Genomic DNA, 17,272 nt, shown 5'->3' with positions numbered 1-17,272 from the left:
ATCCCGTGATTGACTGATCCAGTGGGCCGTACCGCTATCAGCGGGCAGCGCTGGACAGGGTATGCAACGGCCCCAGCAGAGGCTCGACCCCATGAAGGACCTCATCACCTACAGGCTGTTCACCCGCGTGGCGCGCCTTGGCAGCTTTTCCGCCGCGGCGCGGGAGAACGGCCTGTCGCAGCCCCAGGTCTCGCGCATGATCGCCGAACTGGAAAGCGACCTGGGCACCCTGCTCCTGGCGCGCTCGACCCGCGCGGTGGTGCCCACTGCCGCCGGGGCGGAATTCCTGGCGCGCATGGAGCCTATCCTGGCGGCGCTGGAAGAGGCTGAGCAGAGTGTTCGCGAGGGTGGCAAGCTGCGCGGTGTGGTGCGCATCAGCATGTCGACCAGTGTCGGCGTCCGCGAAGTCATTCCGCGCCTCACCTCGTTCGCGGCGCAGCATCCTGACCTGCACATCCAGATCCTGCTCGCCGATCACTGGCAGGACCTGGTCCGCGAGAACGTCGACGTCGCGATTCGCCTCGGCCGCCTGCTCGACTCCAGCGCCACCAGCCGGCAGATCATGACCATCCGCCGGGTGATCCTTGCCTCGCCGGCCTACCTGCGCGCAGCGGGCGAGCCACGGATACCGGAGGACCTGCAGGGACACCGGATCATCGGCGGCCCGGCCAGCGCCGTGCCCCACGCCTGGACCTTCCAGCGCGACGGTGAAACCCGGGTGATCAAGCTCGAGCCGCACTTCTCGACCGACGAGAACGAAGGCGCCGTGGCAGCGGCGACCGCCGGCCTGGGCATCACCTCGACCACCGCCTGGGCCTGCCGCCGTGAACTGGAAAGCGGAGAGCTGGTCACGCTGCTCAACGACTGGGAGACCGAACTGGTCCCCGTGCACGCCTACTTTCCCCACGGGCCACGCACCCGCAGCGCCGGCCGCGCCCTGATCGAGCATCTGGTCGCCAGCCTGGTGGGCGAAGCGCCTGGCCAGTGAGCCGGCGCATTCATGCATCCGTGGCATAGGTGTTAGCGCCGCGCCACGGCTACCGGGCCTCAAGCGCCACTGTCATCGTGAGTCCAGATCCCGCACGACCTGCCAGCGGGGCTCTTAACCCGACTCCACGAGGACCAGCATCATGCGCATGACCGGCAACACTATCTTCATCACCGGTGGCGGCTCCGGCATCGGCCGCGGCCTGGCCGAAGCCTTCCACCGTCTCGGCAACCAGGTGATCATCTCCGGCCGGCGCCAGGCGCGCTTGCGGGAAACGCTCGAGGCCAATCCCGGCATGGCCGCGATCGAGCTCGACATCAGCGATCCCGCCAGCATCCAGGCCGCCTCGGCCCAGCTGCTGCGTGACTATCCGGACCTCAACGTGTTGATCAACAACGCCGGCATCATGCTGCTGGATCACGCCGAAGGCCCGGTGGACGATGAGATCGCCCTGTCGACCGTCACCACCAACCTGCTCGGCCCGGTGCGCATGACCTCGGCGCTGATCGAGCACCTGAAGGCACAAAAGGACGCGGTGATCGTCAATGTCTCCTCCGTGCTCGGCTTCGTGCCCATGGCGGCGACGGCGGTCTATTCGGCGACCAAGGCCGCGGTGCACTCCTACACCCTGTCGCAACGCTACCTGCTGCGCGAGCACGGCGTGCAACTGGTCGAACTGGCACCGCCGTGGGTGCGCACCGAGCTGCTCAACAGCACCGAGGAAGAGCGCGCCATTCCGCTGGAGCAGTTCATCAGCGAGGCGATGAAGCAGTTCGAGCAGGGCCTGGACGAAATCCTGGTCAGCCCCGCCGAGGCCATGCGCGCCAACCCCGGTCCGAACGAGCACGCCTGGGTCAACCAGTTCAACGACATGGTCGCGGCCGGCCCGGCGCTGGGTTGACAGCCCGTGCATCGCCCAACAGGAGGAGCGTAATGCCTGCATTCACCCCCACTCAGAACAAGGCCCTCGTTCTCGAAGCCTTCCAGACCCTGTTCAACCGCAAGGACCTGGCCGCCGCCGAGCGCTACTGGTCACCCGTCTACATCCAGCACAGCGCCCATGTGCCGGCGGGCCGCGAAGGCCTGTTCGGCCTTGTCGCCAGCGGCCCGGAAACCCTGCGCTACGAGAATCAGCGGGCCGTGGCCGAAGGCGATTACGTCATGCTCCACGGGCGTTTCTCCGGTCTCGGCCTGTCCGCCAACTGGGTGGTGGTCGACATCCTGCGCCTGGAAAACGGCGTGATGGTCGAGCACTGGGACGTGATCCAGGACGAAGCGACACGCCAGGGCTCCGCCGGCGGGCATCCCATGTTCGGCGAGCGCTTCCCGGACTGACGCGCGCCAGCCCGAACCTCGAGCATCGATCGCCGCCAGTACGATGCCGGGGAGCAAGGAAACTCCAGGACCGCAAGGTCCCGGAGCGGCGGCAACGCCGGGCGGCCGATCCTAGGCGGACCTTGAGGTTGGTGGCGACGAAGTGGCTGTATTCATTTCGCGACAGCGCCGCCCCGGGCTGTCAGTGCAGCCATACTCCGAGGGGCCGGAATCGTCAGTGGCGTTGCCGGAAAACCGCCAAGGCGAGGTTCCATGTTCGAATTCACGCTCAGCGCATTACGCGCCAACCCCGAGATCGCAGTGTTCCTCGCCATCGCCCTGGGGGTGCTGCTGGGGCGCCTGCACTTCGCCGGGTTTCACCTCGGCTCGGTAGCCGGCGCGCTGCTGATGGGACTGTTGATCGGGCAACTCGGCCTGGAGGTGCCCCACGGGCTGAAGGCGGTGTTCTTCGCCCTGTTCATCTACGCGGTCGGCTTCAAGAGCGGGCCGGAATTCTTCGGCAGCCTCAACCGTGGCACCCTCAAGCTGGTGCTGCTCTCCGTGGTGCTGTGCGCTACCGCCCTTGCCAGCATCCTGGCGATGTACGCGCTCTACGACTTCGACGCCGGCTTCACCGCCGGCCTGGGCGCTGGCGCGCTGACCGATACCGCGATCATGGGCACCGCCAGCAGCGCCATCGCCCAACTGGGTATCGATGAAGCCGCCAAATCCCAGCTCAACAGCCACATGGCGGTGGCCTACGCCATCACCTACCTGTTCGGCACCATCGGTCTGGTGGTCTTCGTCGGCAGCATTGCGCCCTGGCTGCTGGGCGTCGACCTGCGCACCTCGGCACGTGAACTGGAGCGCGAGCTGGGCATCGAGCGCAACGAGACCGCCATCAGCATCCCTTACACCCGCATCGTGGTGCGCGCCCATCGCCTGGAAACGCCAGGGCCCATCGGCCTGAGCATCGCCGCATTCGAGGCGCTGCATCCTGCACTGAGCGTGGAGCGCGTGGTGCGCGGCGAACGCGTCATCGAGCGTGATCCGGGGCTGCACCTGGAGGCCGGCGACGTCCTCGGCATCTACGCCCTGCGCGAGGCGGTGGGCGAGCTGAGCAGTTGGGTCGGGCCGGAGGTCGATCACGCCGAAAGCCTGTCCTTTCCGACCCGCAGCGCGGACATCGTCCTGACTTCCCGCCATCTGGCCGGCCGCAGCATCCACCAGATGCATGCGGATCTGGTCGGCGCCCAGCGCATGGGCTGCTTCATTACCACCATCACCCGCCAGGGCTTGGAGCTGCCGCAGTTGCCCGAGACGATACTGCGGCGCGGCGATGTCATCAGCCTCACCGGCCGCACCGCCAGTGTCGAAGCCCTGGCCATTCAGCTGGGGCGCATCCGCGAGAGCAGCTACAAGAGCGACATTGCCATCCACGCCCTGGGCATGGTGCTGGGGTCCCTGCTGGGGCTGCTGTCCACCCACATTGGCATGATTCCGGTGGAGTTGGGCATCGGCGGTGGCGTGCTGCTCGCCGGCCTGCTGATCGGCTGGTACAACTCGCGCCACCCCGAACGGGGCACCCTACCCCCTGCCGCGCAGTGGGCCTTTTCCGAATTCGGCCTGACCGCGTTCGGCGCCGTGGTCGGACTGCTGGCAGGCCCTGCGGCGCTCTCTGCCATCCGCGACCAGGGCCTGGCGCTGCTGGTCGCTGGCGCGGTGGTGACCCTGATTCCGCCCTTGGTGACACTGTATTTCGGGCGCTACGTGCTGCGCCTGCACCCGATGATCCTGTTCGGTGCCCTTGCCGGTGCGCAGACCGAAGCGGCCTCGATGAACCGGATCATCGAGCAGTCCGGCAGCAACACCCCGGTGGTTGGCTTCACCGTGTGCTACGCGATCTCCAACGTGCTGCTGGCGGTCTGCGGGCCGATCATCGTCGCGCTGACAACGACCTGAGCGGAGCGCTGGTCGGGATGATCAGCAACGGCGTCATCGGCCCGTTCTCTGGCTCAGTGGTGCTGGCCGTCGGTTATGAACTGTTCAATCCCTGGGTTGATCAGCTCGTGGGCGCTCCACCGGCATCGGTCGGACAGGCTGACAGCGCGCACTGAGCGCCTTGTGGAGCCGCTCCCTTCACTGCCCGCCGAGGAACCACCGGTAATACGGATTACCGCCCTCCTCCCGGGCGATCTGCCGCACGTCCCGTGCCCAGGCATCCCGCTCGCCGCGGTAGGCGTGCAGGCTCAGGCCGTAGAAGCGACGCAGGCTCTGCCACTGGTCATCGACCGCGCCACGAAATGATGCTTCAGCGCCCTCCAGCGGTGGTGGCGTGCGCAGTGCCAGCAGGGTCGGCAGCACGCGGGTGATTTCCCGCGAGCGCACCCAGGGGGCGTACTCGATGCGTGGCTGGTCGTCCGTCACTGGCGAAGCGTCGCCAGCGTAGCGCACAAGCCCCTCTCGGTCGGTGATCCAGGTGGCCAGCAGGGCCTGCGCCGAGTCGATGCCCACGGCGCTCAGGGCTGCCGCGATCTCGGGCTGCTCGAAGCGCTGGCGGATGCGTGGGACATCCAACTGCAGCGGTTGCAGCGAACCGACCAGCAGCATCTCGTGGAACTCGGTGGTCCACAGCGAAGCGTAGGGGAATACATCGATGAAGCTGCGCACCAGCGAGCGGCTGTCTTCGTCGTTCTGCATCGGCAGCGGCAGCCACTGGGCAACCACGCCATTTTCCTGCAGGCGGCGGGCAGCCAGCTGGTAAAAGTCCCGCGAGTAGAGATTGACCACGCCGGCCGCCGAGGGTGGCGGCAGCTCCAGGGTGATCTGCCGCTCTTCCATGGCTTCCAGCAGTGCCGCCTGCACCTTGGCCGGCGCGCGGTTGATCTCGTCGGCGAGGATGACGTTGCCGAACAGCGGACCGGGCTGGAACCTGAGCTGGTTGCCGGTTTCGGTCTGCTGGAGGATCTCCCCGCCGGTGATGTCGGAGGGCAGCAGGTCTGGCGTGAACTGGATGCGGCTCATGTGCGCATCCAGGTACGTGGACAGCGCCTTCACGGTGCGGGTTTTCGCCAGCCCTGGCAGGCTCTCCAGCAGTACGTGGCCGTTGGCCAACAGGCCCAAGAGGATATGGCGGATGCTTTGCTGCTGACCCAGCACCTGCGATCCGATGCTGGTTTCCAGATTGGCAATGAGCTCGCGTGTGTCCACCGCAATCTTCCTTGTGCTGATTTATCGAGTCGATCCACGGATCGTCGTAGCGCGGCACGAGCCAGCATAGACCCCCAAACCGGCCCACAACACCCGCAGTATCCCCGGCAGGTTGTCGTCAAATGAATAGATCAATTGGCGTAAAAAGCCGCTCGGCTGCCTCCCCCCATGGCGGGTAGACAGGCTCGAAATCTCGTCTGGATGTCATAACGGCGTCAGAGGACTGGGATATCAATCGGGGCGCCGCCATTTCACCCTCATCTTTTGCGCTCTGAACAATGGACTGGCTGTGCATGCCGCCTACACTCTCATGTGGCTGGGCAATCCGGATCTGGCGTAATCCGGGCACCGCACCGGCATTACGCTATTGGGGACCTACGAGAACTGCGCGCCGCCTGCATTGGGCGACAGTGCGACGTGGCGATTCTGAGACCAGCCGCAATTTTTTCATGACAAGCAATTTGATATCACTCCCGTTGCTTGACCCTAAGACCGTTTAAGGAGCATTACGATGAAGTCGAAGTTTCTGCTGGCCACGCTGTGCGGCGCGTCTCTCGCGTTGTCTGGTTGCGCGAGCAAGTACGTGGAGCCTGAGCAATATTCCGGGTTCCTGAAGAACTACAGCGTCCTCAAGGAAGAAAAATCCCCGTCTGGCGCGGCGGTCATGCGCTGGATCGACCCGAACGTGGATGTGAAGCGCTTCTCCAGCGTCTACATCGAGCCCAGCCAGCTCTATCCGCAGCCCAAACCCACCGAGAAGATTCCGGCGAGCACGCTGACCGGTATCACCCAGTACTACGACCAGGCCCTGAAGACCCAGTTCTCCAAGGCCCTGCCGCTGGCCAAGGGCCCCGGCCCGGGCGTACTGGTCGTGCGTCCGGCGATCACTGCGGTCACCGCCTCGACCAAGGGCCTGCAACCCTATGAAGTCATCCCGATCGCCCTGATCGCGGCCGGCATCAGCACCGCCACCGGTATTCGCGACCAGGAAACCAGCATCGCCACCGAAGCCGCCTTCCTCGACGGCGGCAGCGGCAAGGTGGTTGCGGAAGTCGTGCGCAAGGGCGCCGGCACTGAACTGGAGAACGACGAACAAGTCATGAAGGCCAAGGACGCGCGCGCCGTGCTCGATGGCTGGGCCTCCGACATGCTCAAGTCCTTCCAGACGCTGAAGAACAAGAAGTAAGCCGACAGGCCCGGATACTACCGCGCGTCCGGGCCTTGCTTGCACTTTCGTCCCAGCCCGCAATACTTCCCCCCACACCAGACCCGAGGCCCTGGCAGGAACCAGGGCTTGCAGCGCCCCGCTAGCCCGCAACTCGAATCAGTGTGATTACATGGACAGTATCCGCGGCACCGCCTTCCTCCAATTTGGCGAACTGCTCTCCGAGCAGGGCGTATCGCTTCGCGGCTGCCTGGCGCCACAGCGTGTCAGCCTCGACGTCGTCGGTGATTTCGAGAAAGCCTTCTCCTACAAGAGCCTGGTGCAGATCTTCGAAGGCAGCGCTCACGCCATCAACATGCCGGAGCTCGGACTCGAGCTGGCGGCGCGTCAGGGCACTTCACTGCTCGGCCCCCTGCAGCACCTGGCTCGCTCGGCACCCACCGTGGGCGATGGCTTGGTCGCGGTGTTGCGCTACATGCACCTGTACAGCCCGTCGATTCACTATCGCCTGGAACGCCGCCCCGGCAGCGCGATGCTGTATTTCGACAACGCCCTGCCCTGTACCGACGAGATCCCGCAGATCGTCGAGAAGTCGGTCCTGCAGGGCAAACTGCTGATCTCCGAGCTGATGGGCGCCGCGTTCCGCCCGCGCTCGGTGCTGTTCCGCCATCAACCGCAAGGCGATGTCGCGATCTATCGGCGCTATTTCGGCTGCCCGGTCCTGTTCGGCCAGGACCACAATGCCTTGGCGCTTTCGCCGGCGTCGTTGCAACGCCCGTGCATCCAGCACGACGCCGTGTTGCATTCCATCGTGCGCTTCTACCTGGAGGCCCAGAGCAATCAGGATGAGGACCTGCGCAGCCAGATGGAGCGCCATATCCAGATGCTGCTGCCCAAGTCCCGTTGCAATCTCCAGCAGGTCGCCCGCAACCTCGGCCTGAACCCGCGAACCCTGCAACGGCGGCTGGCCAGCGATGGCGTCGATTTCGAAGGGCATGTCGAGCAGATGCGCCGCCAACAGGCCGAGCAACTGCTGTGCCGTACCAGCCTGACCGTCGGCCAGATCGCCCGCGAGCTGGGTTACAACCGTACGGCGTCCTTCTGCCGCGCCCACCTGCGCTGGTTCGGCATCCCACCGCTGGAGCATCGGCGCCTGCGCGGCAGAGGCCCCTTCCGAGCGGCTGAGTCGACGGTCGACTGAGCGGCGCGCGGCGACACTCTCAACCATCTCTGACGCCATGGAGAAAGCAGCCCGCCGCGGACTCGCACGGGTCGCCTGAAATGCCCGGCAGATGAGCGGGTTGGCCCTGCCGTACATCACTGGCCCGACTGTAACTGCAGCTATCATCAAGACCAATCTTCCCGGAGCCGCAGATACAGCATGGCCAACGTACTCCTCATCGATCAGCAGCCGCTGAGCTCCCTGGGCGTCGAGACCGCCCTGCGCAACGCCGGCCATAGCGTGACCGGCGTCGTCAGGAACGGCCTGGACGGGCTCGCCGCTTTCGCGAAAGGCCCCGCGCTTCTACATCAACTTCCTGAAGCTGTTCTAGGGGACGAAGGAGCACGCCATGAGACCGCTAATCGACCCGCCCTGCACGATCCGCAGCGCATCCTTCAACAACGACATCGCGGCCGAGCTGCAGCTGGAGCTGCAGCGCCGCTACATGCCTCCCCCCGCCCTCGCCGCCCGCATTGCGGATGTCGTTCAGCACATGCATGAGGACGCGCAGGCACTGGAAGCACTGTATCAATCCATCGCCAGCCACGAATTGCAGCTGGTCCGCGAGCACTAGCCGCCAGGGGACGGTGAAATCTCTTCCGGTTCGCCGTCCCTTCTGCATGCGCACCTGACCTGCCCCCAGACGGGGGATGACGAACAGGCCAGGCACCGCGCTGTCAGGTCACTACCAGAGCGCTATCCTGCACAGGATCGACGAGTCACCTGATGCTGTCCGGGTCCGAGCCGTCGACTCAACCTGTGCCTCAGCTGAATTTCAGAACTGGCCACAAGGAGCTGCGTGATGAACTGGAAACCCTTGGTGTTGCCGCTCTGCCTGACGGTTCTGACCCTTGCGGGTTGCGCCAGCAAGTATGTCGAGCCCGAGCAGTATTCGGGCTTCCTCAAGGACTACAGCGGCCTGGAGGAACACGAATCGCCCTCCGGGGCGCCTGTCCTGCGCTGGATTCTTCCGGACGTGAACGTGAACCGCTTCAGAAGCGTCTACATCGAGCCCAGCCAGCTCTATCCACGGCCCAGACCCACCGAGAAAATTCCGGCAAGCACCCTGCAGGGCATCACCCAGTATTACGACCAGGCGCTGCAGACGCAGTTTTCCAAGGTTTTGCCGCTGGCCAGTGGCCGAGGTCCGGGCGTACTGGTGGTGCGTCCGGCGATCACCGCCGTCAGCGCGTCGACCAAGGGACTGCAGCCCTACGAAGTGATTCCGATCGCGCTGATCGCGGCGGGCATCAGCACTGCCACCGGTATCCGCAATCAGGAGACCAGCCTCGCTACCGAGGCTGTCTTCTTCGACGGCGGCAATGGCCAGGTCGTGGCCGAGGTGGTGCGCAAGGGGACCGGTGCGGAGCTGGAGAATTCCGGGCAGGTCATGCAGGCCAGGGACGCCCGCGCCGCGCTCGATGGCTGGGCGCAAGACATGGTGAAGTCCTTCGAGGCTCTGAAAGGACGCTAACGCCAGGGGGCGCTGCAGCGCCGCCCTCGGCTGACCGTGGCGCGCCGAGCGTCAGGCACCGAGGGAAATCAACCGGCTGGAACGCCGGCTCGCGGCTCGATGCGTCAACGAGTCGGGCAGGACCTGCGAGTCGATCGCAGCGCCCTGCCCGATCCGTGGGCTTACTGTGCCTGGGCCGGCTTCCAGTCCAGCAGGTGATGGGTGAACCCATAGCTGGCCGACTGGTAGTAGCTGATCGCCCGGCTTACCAGGGGGTCATCGGATTTCGCCGTCACTTCCTCACTCGCGCCAAGGGCCTGGTTGTGACGACGCAAGCCCGCGCGCGGGCTGAGGATTGCGAGGTCCTTGCCGTCGAACAACCCCAGGTGCTGGTAGTTGCCGATCACCACACGCGGCGGCAGCGCGTTCTCCGCCATGAGGTTGCGCCCGTAGAAGCTCGACGCGTAGCTCACATTGAGGATCGACAGCAAGGTCGGGGCCAGGTCGAGCTGGCTCGCCAATTCGCCGCGCTCACCCACTGGCAGCAGCTTGGGCGCATAGATGAACAGCGGGATCTGGTAGTTCTCCACCGGCAGGTCTTCCTTGCCCGCGCTACCCGCAGTGTGGTCGGCCACGAACACGAAGATGGTGTTGTCGAACCACGGTTTATCCTTCACGGCCTGGAGGAACTTGCCGATCGCGTAGTCGGTGTACTTGACCGCACCATCACGACCATTGCCGGAGGGAATGTCGATCCGGCCTTGCGGGTAGGTATAGGGACGGTGGTTGGAGGTGGTCATCAATTGCAGCAGGAACGGCTGCTGGCGGGCGTAGTCCTCGTCGGCGAGCTTGATGGCCTGCGCGTAGAGGTCCTCGTCGCTCATGCCCCAGGCATTCTTGAAGTGAATGTCGGCTTCCTGGACGCTCGACTGGTCGACGATGCGATAGCCGTTGCCGCCGAAGAAGGCGTTCATGTTGTCGAAGTAGCCACGGCCGCCGTACAGGAAGACCGCATCGTAGCCGATGGCTTTCAGCTGCTGCCCCAGGCTGCCAAAACCGCTCTCGCGGCCGATGCGCTTGACGATCGAGCGGCCGGGGGTCGGCGGAATCGACAGCGTGATGGCTTCCAGGCCACGGTCGGTACGGGTGCCGGTGGCGTAGAAGTTATTGAAGTAGAGGCTGTTGCGACGCAGCTCGTCGAGGTTGGGCGTGAGGTTGCGCCCATCGCCGTTACTGCCCAGGTACTTGGTACTGAGGCTTTCGATCGTCACCAGGACGATGTTGTGCTTTTTCGGTGCCCCTTCGTTGGAAATGGTCCGGCGGATGTCCATCGGGTCGCTACCGATGAAACGGGCATTGGGCTCGGCCAACTCGGCGCGCATCTGCCGCGCCACGTCCTCGGCCGGCAGCGTGGCGTAGAACTGCGGGTAGTCCAGCTCGTTGTTGCGGAACGCCGCGAAGAACTGGTACGGGCCGTTGCTCTCCAGCTCGCGAGCATAGGTGTTCCCGCCCTGGGTGCGCGGATGATCCTGGTCAACCAGCAGCCCGGCGAGCAGCGCCATGGCCACCAGACCTGCGCAGCCCAGCAGGCGGCGACGGAAAGCGGGGACTTCGGATGCGCAGATGGCACGCAATGCCTTGGACAGCGCCAGGGTGACGCCCAGCGAGACCGCCGCCAGGATGCTCAGCAGCGAGCCGATGGGATAGGACTCGAGGATGTTGTGCAGGACTTCATCGGAATAGACCAGGTAGTCGACGGCGATGAAGTTGAAGCGGACCCCGAACTCATCCCAGAACAGCCACTCGGCCACCGACGTGAACAGCATCAGGTAGAGGCTGACAAAGAGCACGGCGGTGAGCACCCAGCGCCACGATGCCGCACGCCAGAGCCGCGCAGGAGTCATCAGCAGGAGGACGCCGAGCGGCAGCAAGGCGTAGATCAGGAAGCTCAGATCGTAGAGGACGCCGATGGCGAAAACTGCTACATGCCCCGCTCCCAGGTCCGACAAATGACCCACGAGAAGAACCGTTCGGGTCAGGAAGAACACGATCAGCCACAGCAAGGCGACCAACGCCAGGAAGCGCGTCGGGGCTGAACGGAAAAATTGCATGGGTACTTTCCTTTTCGTCATGCGCCGCCTCTCACGGCCTGCGGCGCCTTTAATGTGCCGAAACCGGCTGGCGGCCGCGACTCTACACCACAGAAGGAAAAGAAATCGTCAAATAAAGCCTGTTGATCTCCGCTGCCTTCTCAATGATTTACGAACCATTTGCCAATGGACCTGACCCGGCTGACCAAAGCCACCACGTCTTTTTCACATGTCCTTGACGAGACCTTGATCGCGCAACTCGATAATGGCGGTAACTGTCGAGCCTGTGTCCATGAACGAACCCCAACGCCCATTTGCCTCTGCCGGACATCGCGAGAACGATGGCGTTGCCAGCAACACGCTCAGTGCCTTTCTGCGCACCCGTATTGCTGAATGGCGGAAGAAGCGCCTGCTTCGACTGGCCCTGCGCGTTGCGGAAGAGCCGATCCTCATGCTCGAAGTCTCCCAGTCGCCAGGCACCTTCTGGCCCGTGCTGCTGGAGCACAGCAACCGGATCATCGTCGCCACCTCCCCGGCCACCGATTCCCTGCTCGCCGCACACCAGAAGCTGCCGAGCGCGATGACGCAGCGCATCAAGACCATGCCCGAGCCCATGGACTACTCCGAACTGGGTGCCGGGTCGGTCGACTGCATCCTGATCTCCGAAGTTCCGCCGACAGACTGCAATGCGGCCACCATTCGCCTGCTGGATCAATTGCACCCTGTCACCCGGGACACCGTGATCCTCTTCGCCCGGGTGGGTCGCCAGCGCTCGCTGAACGAAGCGGGTCAGGCCTGTCCCTGTGGCGCTTCGCCCTCCTCCCATTCCGTGACCCCGAACCCCACCAGCGCGAAAGCCCTGGAACAGGCGTTCCAACGGGTCGGCTTTTCGCAGATCAAGCACTACAACTTCCTGCCCGGCATGGATGGCATCCGAGTTTACGTACTCCGGAAGTAGCGCACCGCCCCCTGGCGGCAGCACGAAGCAATCAGCCACCCGAACCGCCCATCCTCGCACCGCTCCCAGCTTTGGTGGCCAGCACTCCCCGCTCAGTGTTACGCTCGCCTATCAAATGAGAATGACAATTTTTTAACAGCTTTCGAGCGATCATCTCAGCGATTCACCAGCGCTACCCCTCGGTTTGCCGGGGCAGCGTGTCTGACAGAACCTTTCCGGAGTGGCGATTGATGAAAGTACGCGGTGCCTCGTGGGTTATCTTGGGAGCGGTTGGAGCTGCAGCACTACTGGGCATGGGCCCGTCGTTCGCCGCGTCGGACACCGATGGCATCGTTGTCTACAACGCCCAGCACGAATCGCTGACCAAGGCCTGGGTTGAGGGCTTCACCAAAGAGACCGGCATCAAGGTCACCCTGCGCAACGGCGACGACAGCGAACTGGGCAACCAGATCGTCCAGGAAGGAAAAGCCTCTCCGGCCGACGTCTTCCTGACCGAAAACTCCCCGTCGATGGTCCTCGTCGATCATGCCGGTCTTTTCGCCCCGGTGGCCCCCACCACCCTGTCCCAGGTCGGCGCCCCGTATCGACCGGCCAACGGCCACTGGGTAGGCATCGCCGCCCGCTCCACCGTCTTCGTCTACAACAAGAGCATGGTCAAGGAAGCCGATCTGCCCAAGTCGCTCCTCGACCTGGCCGAGCCGCAGTGGATCGGCCACTGGGCTGCGTCCCCGGCCGGTGCGGACTTCCAGGCTATCGTCGGCGCCCTGCTGGAACAGAAAGGCGAGGCGGCGACCCTCGAATGGCTCGAAGCGATGAAGGCTGGCGCCAAGGTCTATCGCGGCAACAACGCCGTGCTCAAGGCCGTCAACGCGGGCCAGATCGACGGTGGCGTGATCTATCACTACTACTTCGTCGGCGATCAGGCCAAGACCGGCGAGAACAGCAACAATGCCGCGCTCCACTACTTCAAGCACAAGGACCCGGGTGCCTTTACCAGCCTCTCCGGCGGCGGCGTCCTGGCTTCCAGCAAACACCCCAAGGAAGCCCAGGCTTTCCTGCAATGGATCACCAGCAAGCAGGGGCAAGCCGTTCTGCGCGACGGCAAATCGTACGAATATGCCGTGGGTGAAGGCGTGCAGTCGAACCCGAAACTCGTCCCGCTGGATCAGCTGGACGCCCCGCTCGTCGACGTGTCCAAGCTGGACAGCCAGAAAGTCGTGGAGCTGATGACCCAGGCAGGCCTGCTGTAAGTGACCGCTCAACAGTTCGGGCCACGGGCCCGTGCCCGAGACGCTGGCGGCGCGGAAGCATCCGCGCCGGTAGCCCCCTCGCGGCGTCTAATGCGCAATGGATCGGGCCAGCAGTGGATGCTGGCCGTCGCGCTTCTGGTGTCTGCGTTTGCGATTCTGCCACTGGCCTTCGTTGCGGCCGCGGGCATTCAGGCCGGCTTTCCCCTCATCGCCAAGCTGGTATTCAGGCCACGGGTTGCGGAGCTGCTATACAACACGCTCCTGCTGATCGCGCTGACCGTTCCGCTTTGCGTGCTCCACGGCGTGGCGATGGCCTGGCTGACCGAGCGCACCCGACTTCCCGGCCGGCGGCTGCTGTCATTGCTGGTCGTCGCGCCGCTGGCTATTCCTGCATTCGTCCACAGTTACGCGTGGGTCAGCCTGGTGCCGTCGCTGCACGGGCTGTTCCCCGCCGTACTGGTCTCGATCATCGCCTACTCCCCGTTCATCTACCTGCCGGCGGCTGCCGCACTAAGACGCCTGGACCCGGTCCTGGAAGACGTCGCCGAGTCGCTGGGAGAACGGCCCTTCACGGTGTTCCGGCGAGTGGTGATGCCCCAACTGCGGGTGGCCATCTGGGGTGGCTCGCTGCTGGTGGGGCTGCATCTGCTGGCGGAATACGGCCTCTTCGCACTGATTCGCTTCGACACCTTCACCACGGCCATCTTCGACCAGTTCCAGTCGTCCTTCAGCGGCCCCGGCGCCAACATGCTGGCCGGCGTCCTGGCCCTGGCCTGCCTGCTGATGCTCACCCTGGAGTCTGCGACCCGAGGCTCGGCCCGTTATGCACGCATTGGCGCCGGCAGCCCGCGAGCGCCTCGTCAGTACCCCCTGAGCAAGACCTGGTCAGCCGTCGCCCTGGTGCTGGGCGCGGCCTTCACCGCGCTGTCGCTCGGCGTTCCCCTGGTCACCCTGGGGAAATGGCTCGCAGCCGGCGGGATCGAGGTCTGGCGCTCCAATGAACTGCTTGTCTGCCTGGGCCAGACCATGCTGCTCGGTGCCGCCGGCGCGCTGCTCACCACCATCGCCGCCGTCCCGATCGCCTGGATCTCCGTGCGCGCACCGAGCAAGCTCCAGCGCATGCTGGAGGGCAGCAACTACGTTGCCAGCGCACTTCCGGGCATCGTGGTCGCACTGGCCCTGGTCAGCCTGACGATCAAGTTCGCCCAACCGCTGTATCAGACTGTCGTCACCGTGTTGCTGGCCTACGTGCTGATGTTCCTGCCCCGTGCGCTGGTCAGCCTCCGTGCGGGGCTCTCCCAGGCGCCCGTCGAACTGGAGAACATCGCCCGCAGCCTCGGCCGCACGCCGATGCAGGCCATCTGGGGTGTCACCATCCGATTCGCTGCGCCCGGCGCCGCCGCAGGTGTCGCCCTGGTGTTTCTGGCGATCGTCAATGAGCTCACCGCGACTCTGCTCCTGTCGCCGAGCGGCACCGCCACCCTGGCCACGGCCTTCTGGGCCAAGACCAGCGAAATCGACTACGCCGCCGCGGCGCCGTACGCCCTGATGATGATCCTGCTGTCCCTTCCGCTGACGGGGCTCCTTTACCATCAATCCAAGCGAGTAGCAGGCCGATGAGCACTCTCGAACTAAAGTCCGTCTCTCGGTTCTTCGGCGCTTACGCAGCGATCGAGAACTTTAGTTTGTCCGTACCGGCGGGCGGTCGGGCGGCGATCGTCGGCCCTTCCGGCTCGGGCAAGACCACCCTGCTGCGTCTGATCGCGGGCTTCGAGGTTCCCGACCAGGGCAGCATCACGCTCGGCGACACGACGCTCGCGGACAGCACGACCTTCATTCCGGCCCATCGCCGACTCATTGGCTACGTGCCGCAGGACGGCGCGCTGTTCCCGCACCTGTCGGTGGCCGAGAACATCGGCTTCGGGTTGCCGAAAAGCATGGAGACCCGCGCGCAGCGGATCGATGAGTTGCTGGATATGGTCTCGCTGAACCGGAACATGGCGCAACGCTGGCCCCATGAACTCTCCGGCGGGCAGCAGCAGCGCGTGGCGCTGGCCAGGGCACTCGCGCAAAGCCCCAAGCTGATGCTCCTCGACGAACCCTTCTCGGCCCTGGACAGCGGCCTGCGCGCCTCCATGCGCAAGGCCGTCACCCAGGTGCTGGGCGATGCCGGCGTCACCGCGATCCTGGTCACCCACGATCAGGAGGAGGCATTGTCGTTCGGCCATCAGTTGGCGGTCATTCGTCAGGGTCGCCTGGTCCAGGCCGGTGCGCCCAAGGCGCTGTACTTCCGGCCGGTCGACGAGGAGACCGCGGCATTCCTGGGGGATGCCCTGGTGTTCCCCGCCGACATCCAGAATGGCTGGGCACAGTGCCCGCTCGGAAAGGTCAGGGTCGACAGCCCCAAGGCGAGCGGCCAGGCGCAGATACTGCTGCGCCCCGAGCAGCTCCACCTGCGGCACGGCGAGACGCTCACCCAGGCTGCGGACGGCTGCTTCGGTACCGTGCTGAGCAGCGACTTCGGCGGCGACAAGTGCTCGGTCATGGTTCAGCTCGAAGCGCCGCACGCCGGCTCTCCCGACAGCTCGGCCGCGCCGTCGATTCACGTCCGGGTGCCGGCGATGGACTGCCCCGACATCGGGATGCGCGTGCACATCGGAGTCAGCGGCGGCGCCCACCTGTTCCCTGCCAGGTAGAGCACCTGGCGCATGACCTCACCGCGCCGGCGGTGAGGTTATTTCCCCTCTGAAGGGCGATGCTGGGCCAGCCCTCAGTCTCAGCTAAGTTTCACCCCGTAGGCTCTCTTTCACGCCAACTGATGCGTAGCCAAAGAGACGCCTCGACATGAATTCCAGTACAAAAGCCAATTGGCTCAATAAAGTCCCCGAGGTGACCCTCGCCTTCTGGGTCATCAAGATCATGTCCACGACCGTGGGCGAGACCTTTGCCGACTTCCTGGCCGTGGATGCGGGCTGGGGCCTTGGCATCACCACGGTGGCCATGGCCGCCCTGTTTGCCGCCGCCTTGACCGGGCAATTGCGTAGCCGCGCCTACATCCCTTGGATCTACTGGCTGACGGTCGTCGTGGTGAGCATCCTCGGAACCCAGCTGACCGACATCCTCACCGACGTGCTGGACGTCAGCCTGTACACCAGTACCGCGGTGTTCGCAGGCCTGCTCGCGGTCAACTTCGCCGTCTGGTACGCCGTCGAACGGAACCTTTCCATTCGCGAGATCGTCACCCCGCGCCGCGAACTCTTCTACTGGACCACTGTGCTGTGCACCTTCGCCCTGGGCACCGCCGCCGGCGACCTTGCCACCGAAGCGCTGAGCATGGGCTTCACCGTCGGCGCCTTCCTGTTCGGCGGACTGATCGCGGCGACCTTCGCGGCCTGGCGCTTCGGGGTCAGCCCGGTGCTGGGCTTCTGGATCGCCTACATCCTCACCCGCCCGTTCGGTGCGTCGCTCGGTGACCTTCTCACCCAAGCCAAGAACTACGGAGGCCTGGGCATGGGCGCCACCTGGACCAGCGCCATCTTCCTCTGCGTGATTCTCATCCTGGTAACGGTTGCCCAGCTGGGCGCCAACAAATCCCTCGCTCAATCGAATGCTTCGTAAAGGA

At 64.8% G+C, this 17,272-nt stretch carries 15 protein-coding genes and 1 pseudogene; 14 read left to right on the top strand and 2 right to left on the bottom strand.

Features of this window, described 5'->3' with window-relative positions; genetic code table 11:
- Nucleotides 1-91 precede the first annotated feature (91 nt).
- The 5 genes from GA645_RS13485 to GA645_RS13465 all read left to right on the top strand — a co-directional run bounded on the left by GA645_RS13485 (nucleotide 92) and on the right by GA645_RS13465 (nucleotide 4,419).
- Nucleotides 92-988, top strand: coding sequence for a LysR family transcriptional regulator (locus GA645_RS13485; RefSeq protein ID WP_152223529.1), 897 nt, complete (start codon nucleotides 92-94; stop codon nucleotides 986-988).
- 142 nt (nucleotides 989-1,130) lie between these two features.
- Nucleotides 1,131-1,889 carry an SDR family oxidoreductase gene (locus tag GA645_RS13480; RefSeq protein ID WP_152223528.1) on the top strand — a complete coding sequence of 253 codons (759 nt, stop codon included), beginning with the start codon at nucleotides 1,131-1,133 and terminating at the stop codon, nucleotides 1,887-1,889.
- A gap of 32 nt (nucleotides 1,890-1,921) precedes the next feature.
- Nucleotides 1,922-2,323, top strand: coding sequence for an ester cyclase (locus GA645_RS13475; RefSeq protein ID WP_152223526.1), 402 nt, complete (start codon nucleotides 1,922-1,924; stop codon nucleotides 2,321-2,323).
- A gap of 252 nt (nucleotides 2,324-2,575) precedes the next feature.
- Nucleotides 2,576-4,264 (top strand): aspartate-alanine antiporter, encoded by a 1,689-nt coding sequence (aspT, locus tag GA645_RS13470; protein ID WP_152223524.1) that lies wholly within the window; start codon nucleotides 2,576-2,578, stop codon nucleotides 4,262-4,264.
- A 17-nt stretch (nucleotides 4,265-4,281) separates the two neighbouring features.
- On the top strand, nucleotides 4,282-4,419 hold the full coding sequence (locus GA645_RS13465; RefSeq protein ID WP_306092912.1) for a hypothetical protein: 138 nt from the start codon (nucleotides 4,282-4,284) through the stop codon (nucleotides 4,417-4,419).
- A gap of 700 nt (nucleotides 4,420-5,119) precedes the next feature.
- Here the strand turns inward: GA645_RS13465 and GA645_RS29185 are convergent.
- Nucleotides 5,120-5,512: pseudogene (locus GA645_RS29185) on the bottom strand (AAA family ATPase); the annotation flags it as partial.
- Nucleotides 5,513-6,023: 511 nt separating this feature from the next.
- Here GA645_RS29185 and GA645_RS13455 point away from each other — a divergent pair.
- The 4 genes from GA645_RS13455 (at nucleotide 6,024) to GA645_RS13440 (ending at nucleotide 9,373) form a co-directional block, all read left to right on the top strand.
- Nucleotides 6,024-6,698, top strand: a complete 675-nt coding sequence (locus tag GA645_RS13455) for a DUF3313 domain-containing protein (RefSeq protein ID WP_152223520.1) — start codon at nucleotides 6,024-6,026, stop codon at nucleotides 6,696-6,698.
- 151 nt (nucleotides 6,699-6,849) lie between these two features.
- Nucleotides 6,850-7,878 carry an AraC family transcriptional regulator gene (locus GA645_RS13450; RefSeq protein WP_152223518.1) on the top strand — a complete coding sequence of 343 codons (1,029 nt, stop codon included), beginning with the start codon at nucleotides 6,850-6,852 and terminating at the stop codon, nucleotides 7,876-7,878.
- A gap of 370 nt (nucleotides 7,879-8,248) precedes the next feature.
- Complete coding sequence (locus GA645_RS28805) at nucleotides 8,249-8,473, top strand: hypothetical protein (RefSeq protein WP_178119540.1); 225 nt, start codon at nucleotides 8,249-8,251, stop codon at nucleotides 8,471-8,473.
- A gap of 228 nt (nucleotides 8,474-8,701) precedes the next feature.
- Entirely contained in the window at nucleotides 8,702-9,373 is a 672-nt protein-coding gene (locus tag GA645_RS13440) for a DUF3313 domain-containing protein (RefSeq protein WP_152223516.1), read from the top strand.
- A 161-nt stretch (nucleotides 9,374-9,534) separates the two neighbouring features.
- Here the strand turns inward: GA645_RS13440 and GA645_RS13435 are convergent, their stop codons facing one another.
- On the bottom strand, nucleotides 9,535-11,463 hold the full coding sequence (locus GA645_RS13435; protein WP_152223514.1) for an LTA synthase family protein: 1,929 nt from the start codon (nucleotides 11,461-11,463) through the stop codon (nucleotides 9,535-9,537).
- 271 nt (nucleotides 11,464-11,734) lie between these two features.
- Between GA645_RS13435 and GA645_RS13430 the strand changes: the two genes are divergently transcribed.
- The 5 genes from GA645_RS13430 to GA645_RS13410 all read left to right on the top strand — a co-directional run bounded on the left by GA645_RS13430 (nucleotide 11,735) and on the right by GA645_RS13410 (nucleotide 17,268).
- The gene (locus tag GA645_RS13430; RefSeq protein ID WP_152223513.1) at nucleotides 11,735-12,400 is read left to right on the top strand and encodes a hypothetical protein; all 666 of its coding nucleotides are present in this window, start codon (nucleotides 11,735-11,737) and stop codon (nucleotides 12,398-12,400) included.
- Between the two features lie 293 nt (nucleotides 12,401-12,693).
- Nucleotides 12,694-13,650, top strand: a complete 957-nt coding sequence (locus GA645_RS13425; protein ID WP_256676145.1) for an iron ABC transporter substrate-binding protein — start codon at nucleotides 12,694-12,696, stop codon at nucleotides 13,648-13,650.
- 90 nt (nucleotides 13,651-13,740) lie between these two features.
- Complete coding sequence (locus GA645_RS13420; RefSeq protein ID WP_152223509.1) at nucleotides 13,741-15,270, top strand: iron ABC transporter permease; 1,530 nt, start codon at nucleotides 13,741-13,743, stop codon at nucleotides 15,268-15,270.
- The gene (locus GA645_RS13415) at nucleotides 15,267-16,346 is read left to right on the top strand and encodes an ABC transporter ATP-binding protein (RefSeq protein ID WP_152223507.1); all 1,080 of its coding nucleotides are present in this window, start codon (nucleotides 15,267-15,269) and stop codon (nucleotides 16,344-16,346) included. Before GA645_RS13420 ends, GA645_RS13415 begins: the two co-directional genes overlap by 4 nt.
- 148 nt (nucleotides 16,347-16,494) lie before the next feature.
- The gene (locus tag GA645_RS13410) at nucleotides 16,495-17,268 is read left to right on the top strand and encodes a hypothetical protein (protein WP_152223505.1); all 774 of its coding nucleotides are present in this window, start codon (nucleotides 16,495-16,497) and stop codon (nucleotides 17,266-17,268) included.
- Nucleotides 17,269-17,272 lie beyond the last annotated feature (4 nt).

This window comes from Pseudomonas sp. SCB32, from assembly GCF_009189165.1.
In the GTDB taxonomy this organism is placed as follows: domain Bacteria; phylum Pseudomonadota; class Gammaproteobacteria; order Pseudomonadales; family Pseudomonadaceae; genus Pseudomonas.
The sequence above is the reverse complement of the archived record's forward strand: the minus strand, read 5'-3'. Positions and strand labels throughout refer to the sequence as shown.

Excerpts from the sequence above, each read along its gene's own strand:
- GA645_RS13485 (WP_152223529.1), top strand. The coding sequence starts at position 92 with ATGAAGGACCTCATCACCTACAGGCTGTTCACCCGCGTGGCGCGCCTT.
- GA645_RS13480 (WP_152223528.1), top strand. The coding sequence starts at position 1,131 with ATGCGCATGACCGGCAACACTATCTTCATCACCGGTGGCGGCTCCGGC.
- GA645_RS13475 (WP_152223526.1), top strand. The coding sequence starts at position 1,922 with ATGCCTGCATTCACCCCCACTCAGAACAAGGCCCTCGTTCTCGAAGCC.
- aspT (WP_152223524.1), top strand. The coding sequence starts at position 2,576 with ATGTTCGAATTCACGCTCAGCGCATTACGCGCCAACCCCGAGATCGCA.
- GA645_RS13465 (WP_306092912.1), top strand. The coding sequence starts at position 4,282 with ATGATCAGCAACGGCGTCATCGGCCCGTTCTCTGGCTCAGTGGTGCTG.
- GA645_RS13455 (WP_152223520.1), top strand. The coding sequence starts at position 6,024 with ATGAAGTCGAAGTTTCTGCTGGCCACGCTGTGCGGCGCGTCTCTCGCG.
- GA645_RS13450 (WP_152223518.1), top strand. The coding sequence starts at position 6,850 with ATGGACAGTATCCGCGGCACCGCCTTCCTCCAATTTGGCGAACTGCTC.
- GA645_RS28805 (WP_178119540.1), top strand. The coding sequence starts at position 8,249 with ATGAGACCGCTAATCGACCCGCCCTGCACGATCCGCAGCGCATCCTTC.
- GA645_RS13440 (WP_152223516.1), top strand. The coding sequence starts at position 8,702 with ATGAACTGGAAACCCTTGGTGTTGCCGCTCTGCCTGACGGTTCTGACC.
- GA645_RS13435 (WP_152223514.1), bottom strand. The coding sequence starts at position 11,463 with ATGCAATTTTTCCGTTCAGCCCCGACGCGCTTCCTGGCGTTGGTCGCC.
- GA645_RS13430 (WP_152223513.1), top strand. The coding sequence starts at position 11,735 with ATGAACGAACCCCAACGCCCATTTGCCTCTGCCGGACATCGCGAGAAC.
- GA645_RS13425 (WP_256676145.1), top strand. The coding sequence starts at position 12,694 with ATGGGCCCGTCGTTCGCCGCGTCGGACACCGATGGCATCGTTGTCTAC.
- GA645_RS13420 (WP_152223509.1), top strand. The coding sequence starts at position 13,741 with ATGCGCAATGGATCGGGCCAGCAGTGGATGCTGGCCGTCGCGCTTCTG.
- GA645_RS13415 (WP_152223507.1), top strand. The coding sequence starts at position 15,267 with ATGAGCACTCTCGAACTAAAGTCCGTCTCTCGGTTCTTCGGCGCTTAC.
- GA645_RS13410 (WP_152223505.1), top strand. The coding sequence starts at position 16,495 with ATGAATTCCAGTACAAAAGCCAATTGGCTCAATAAAGTCCCCGAGGTG.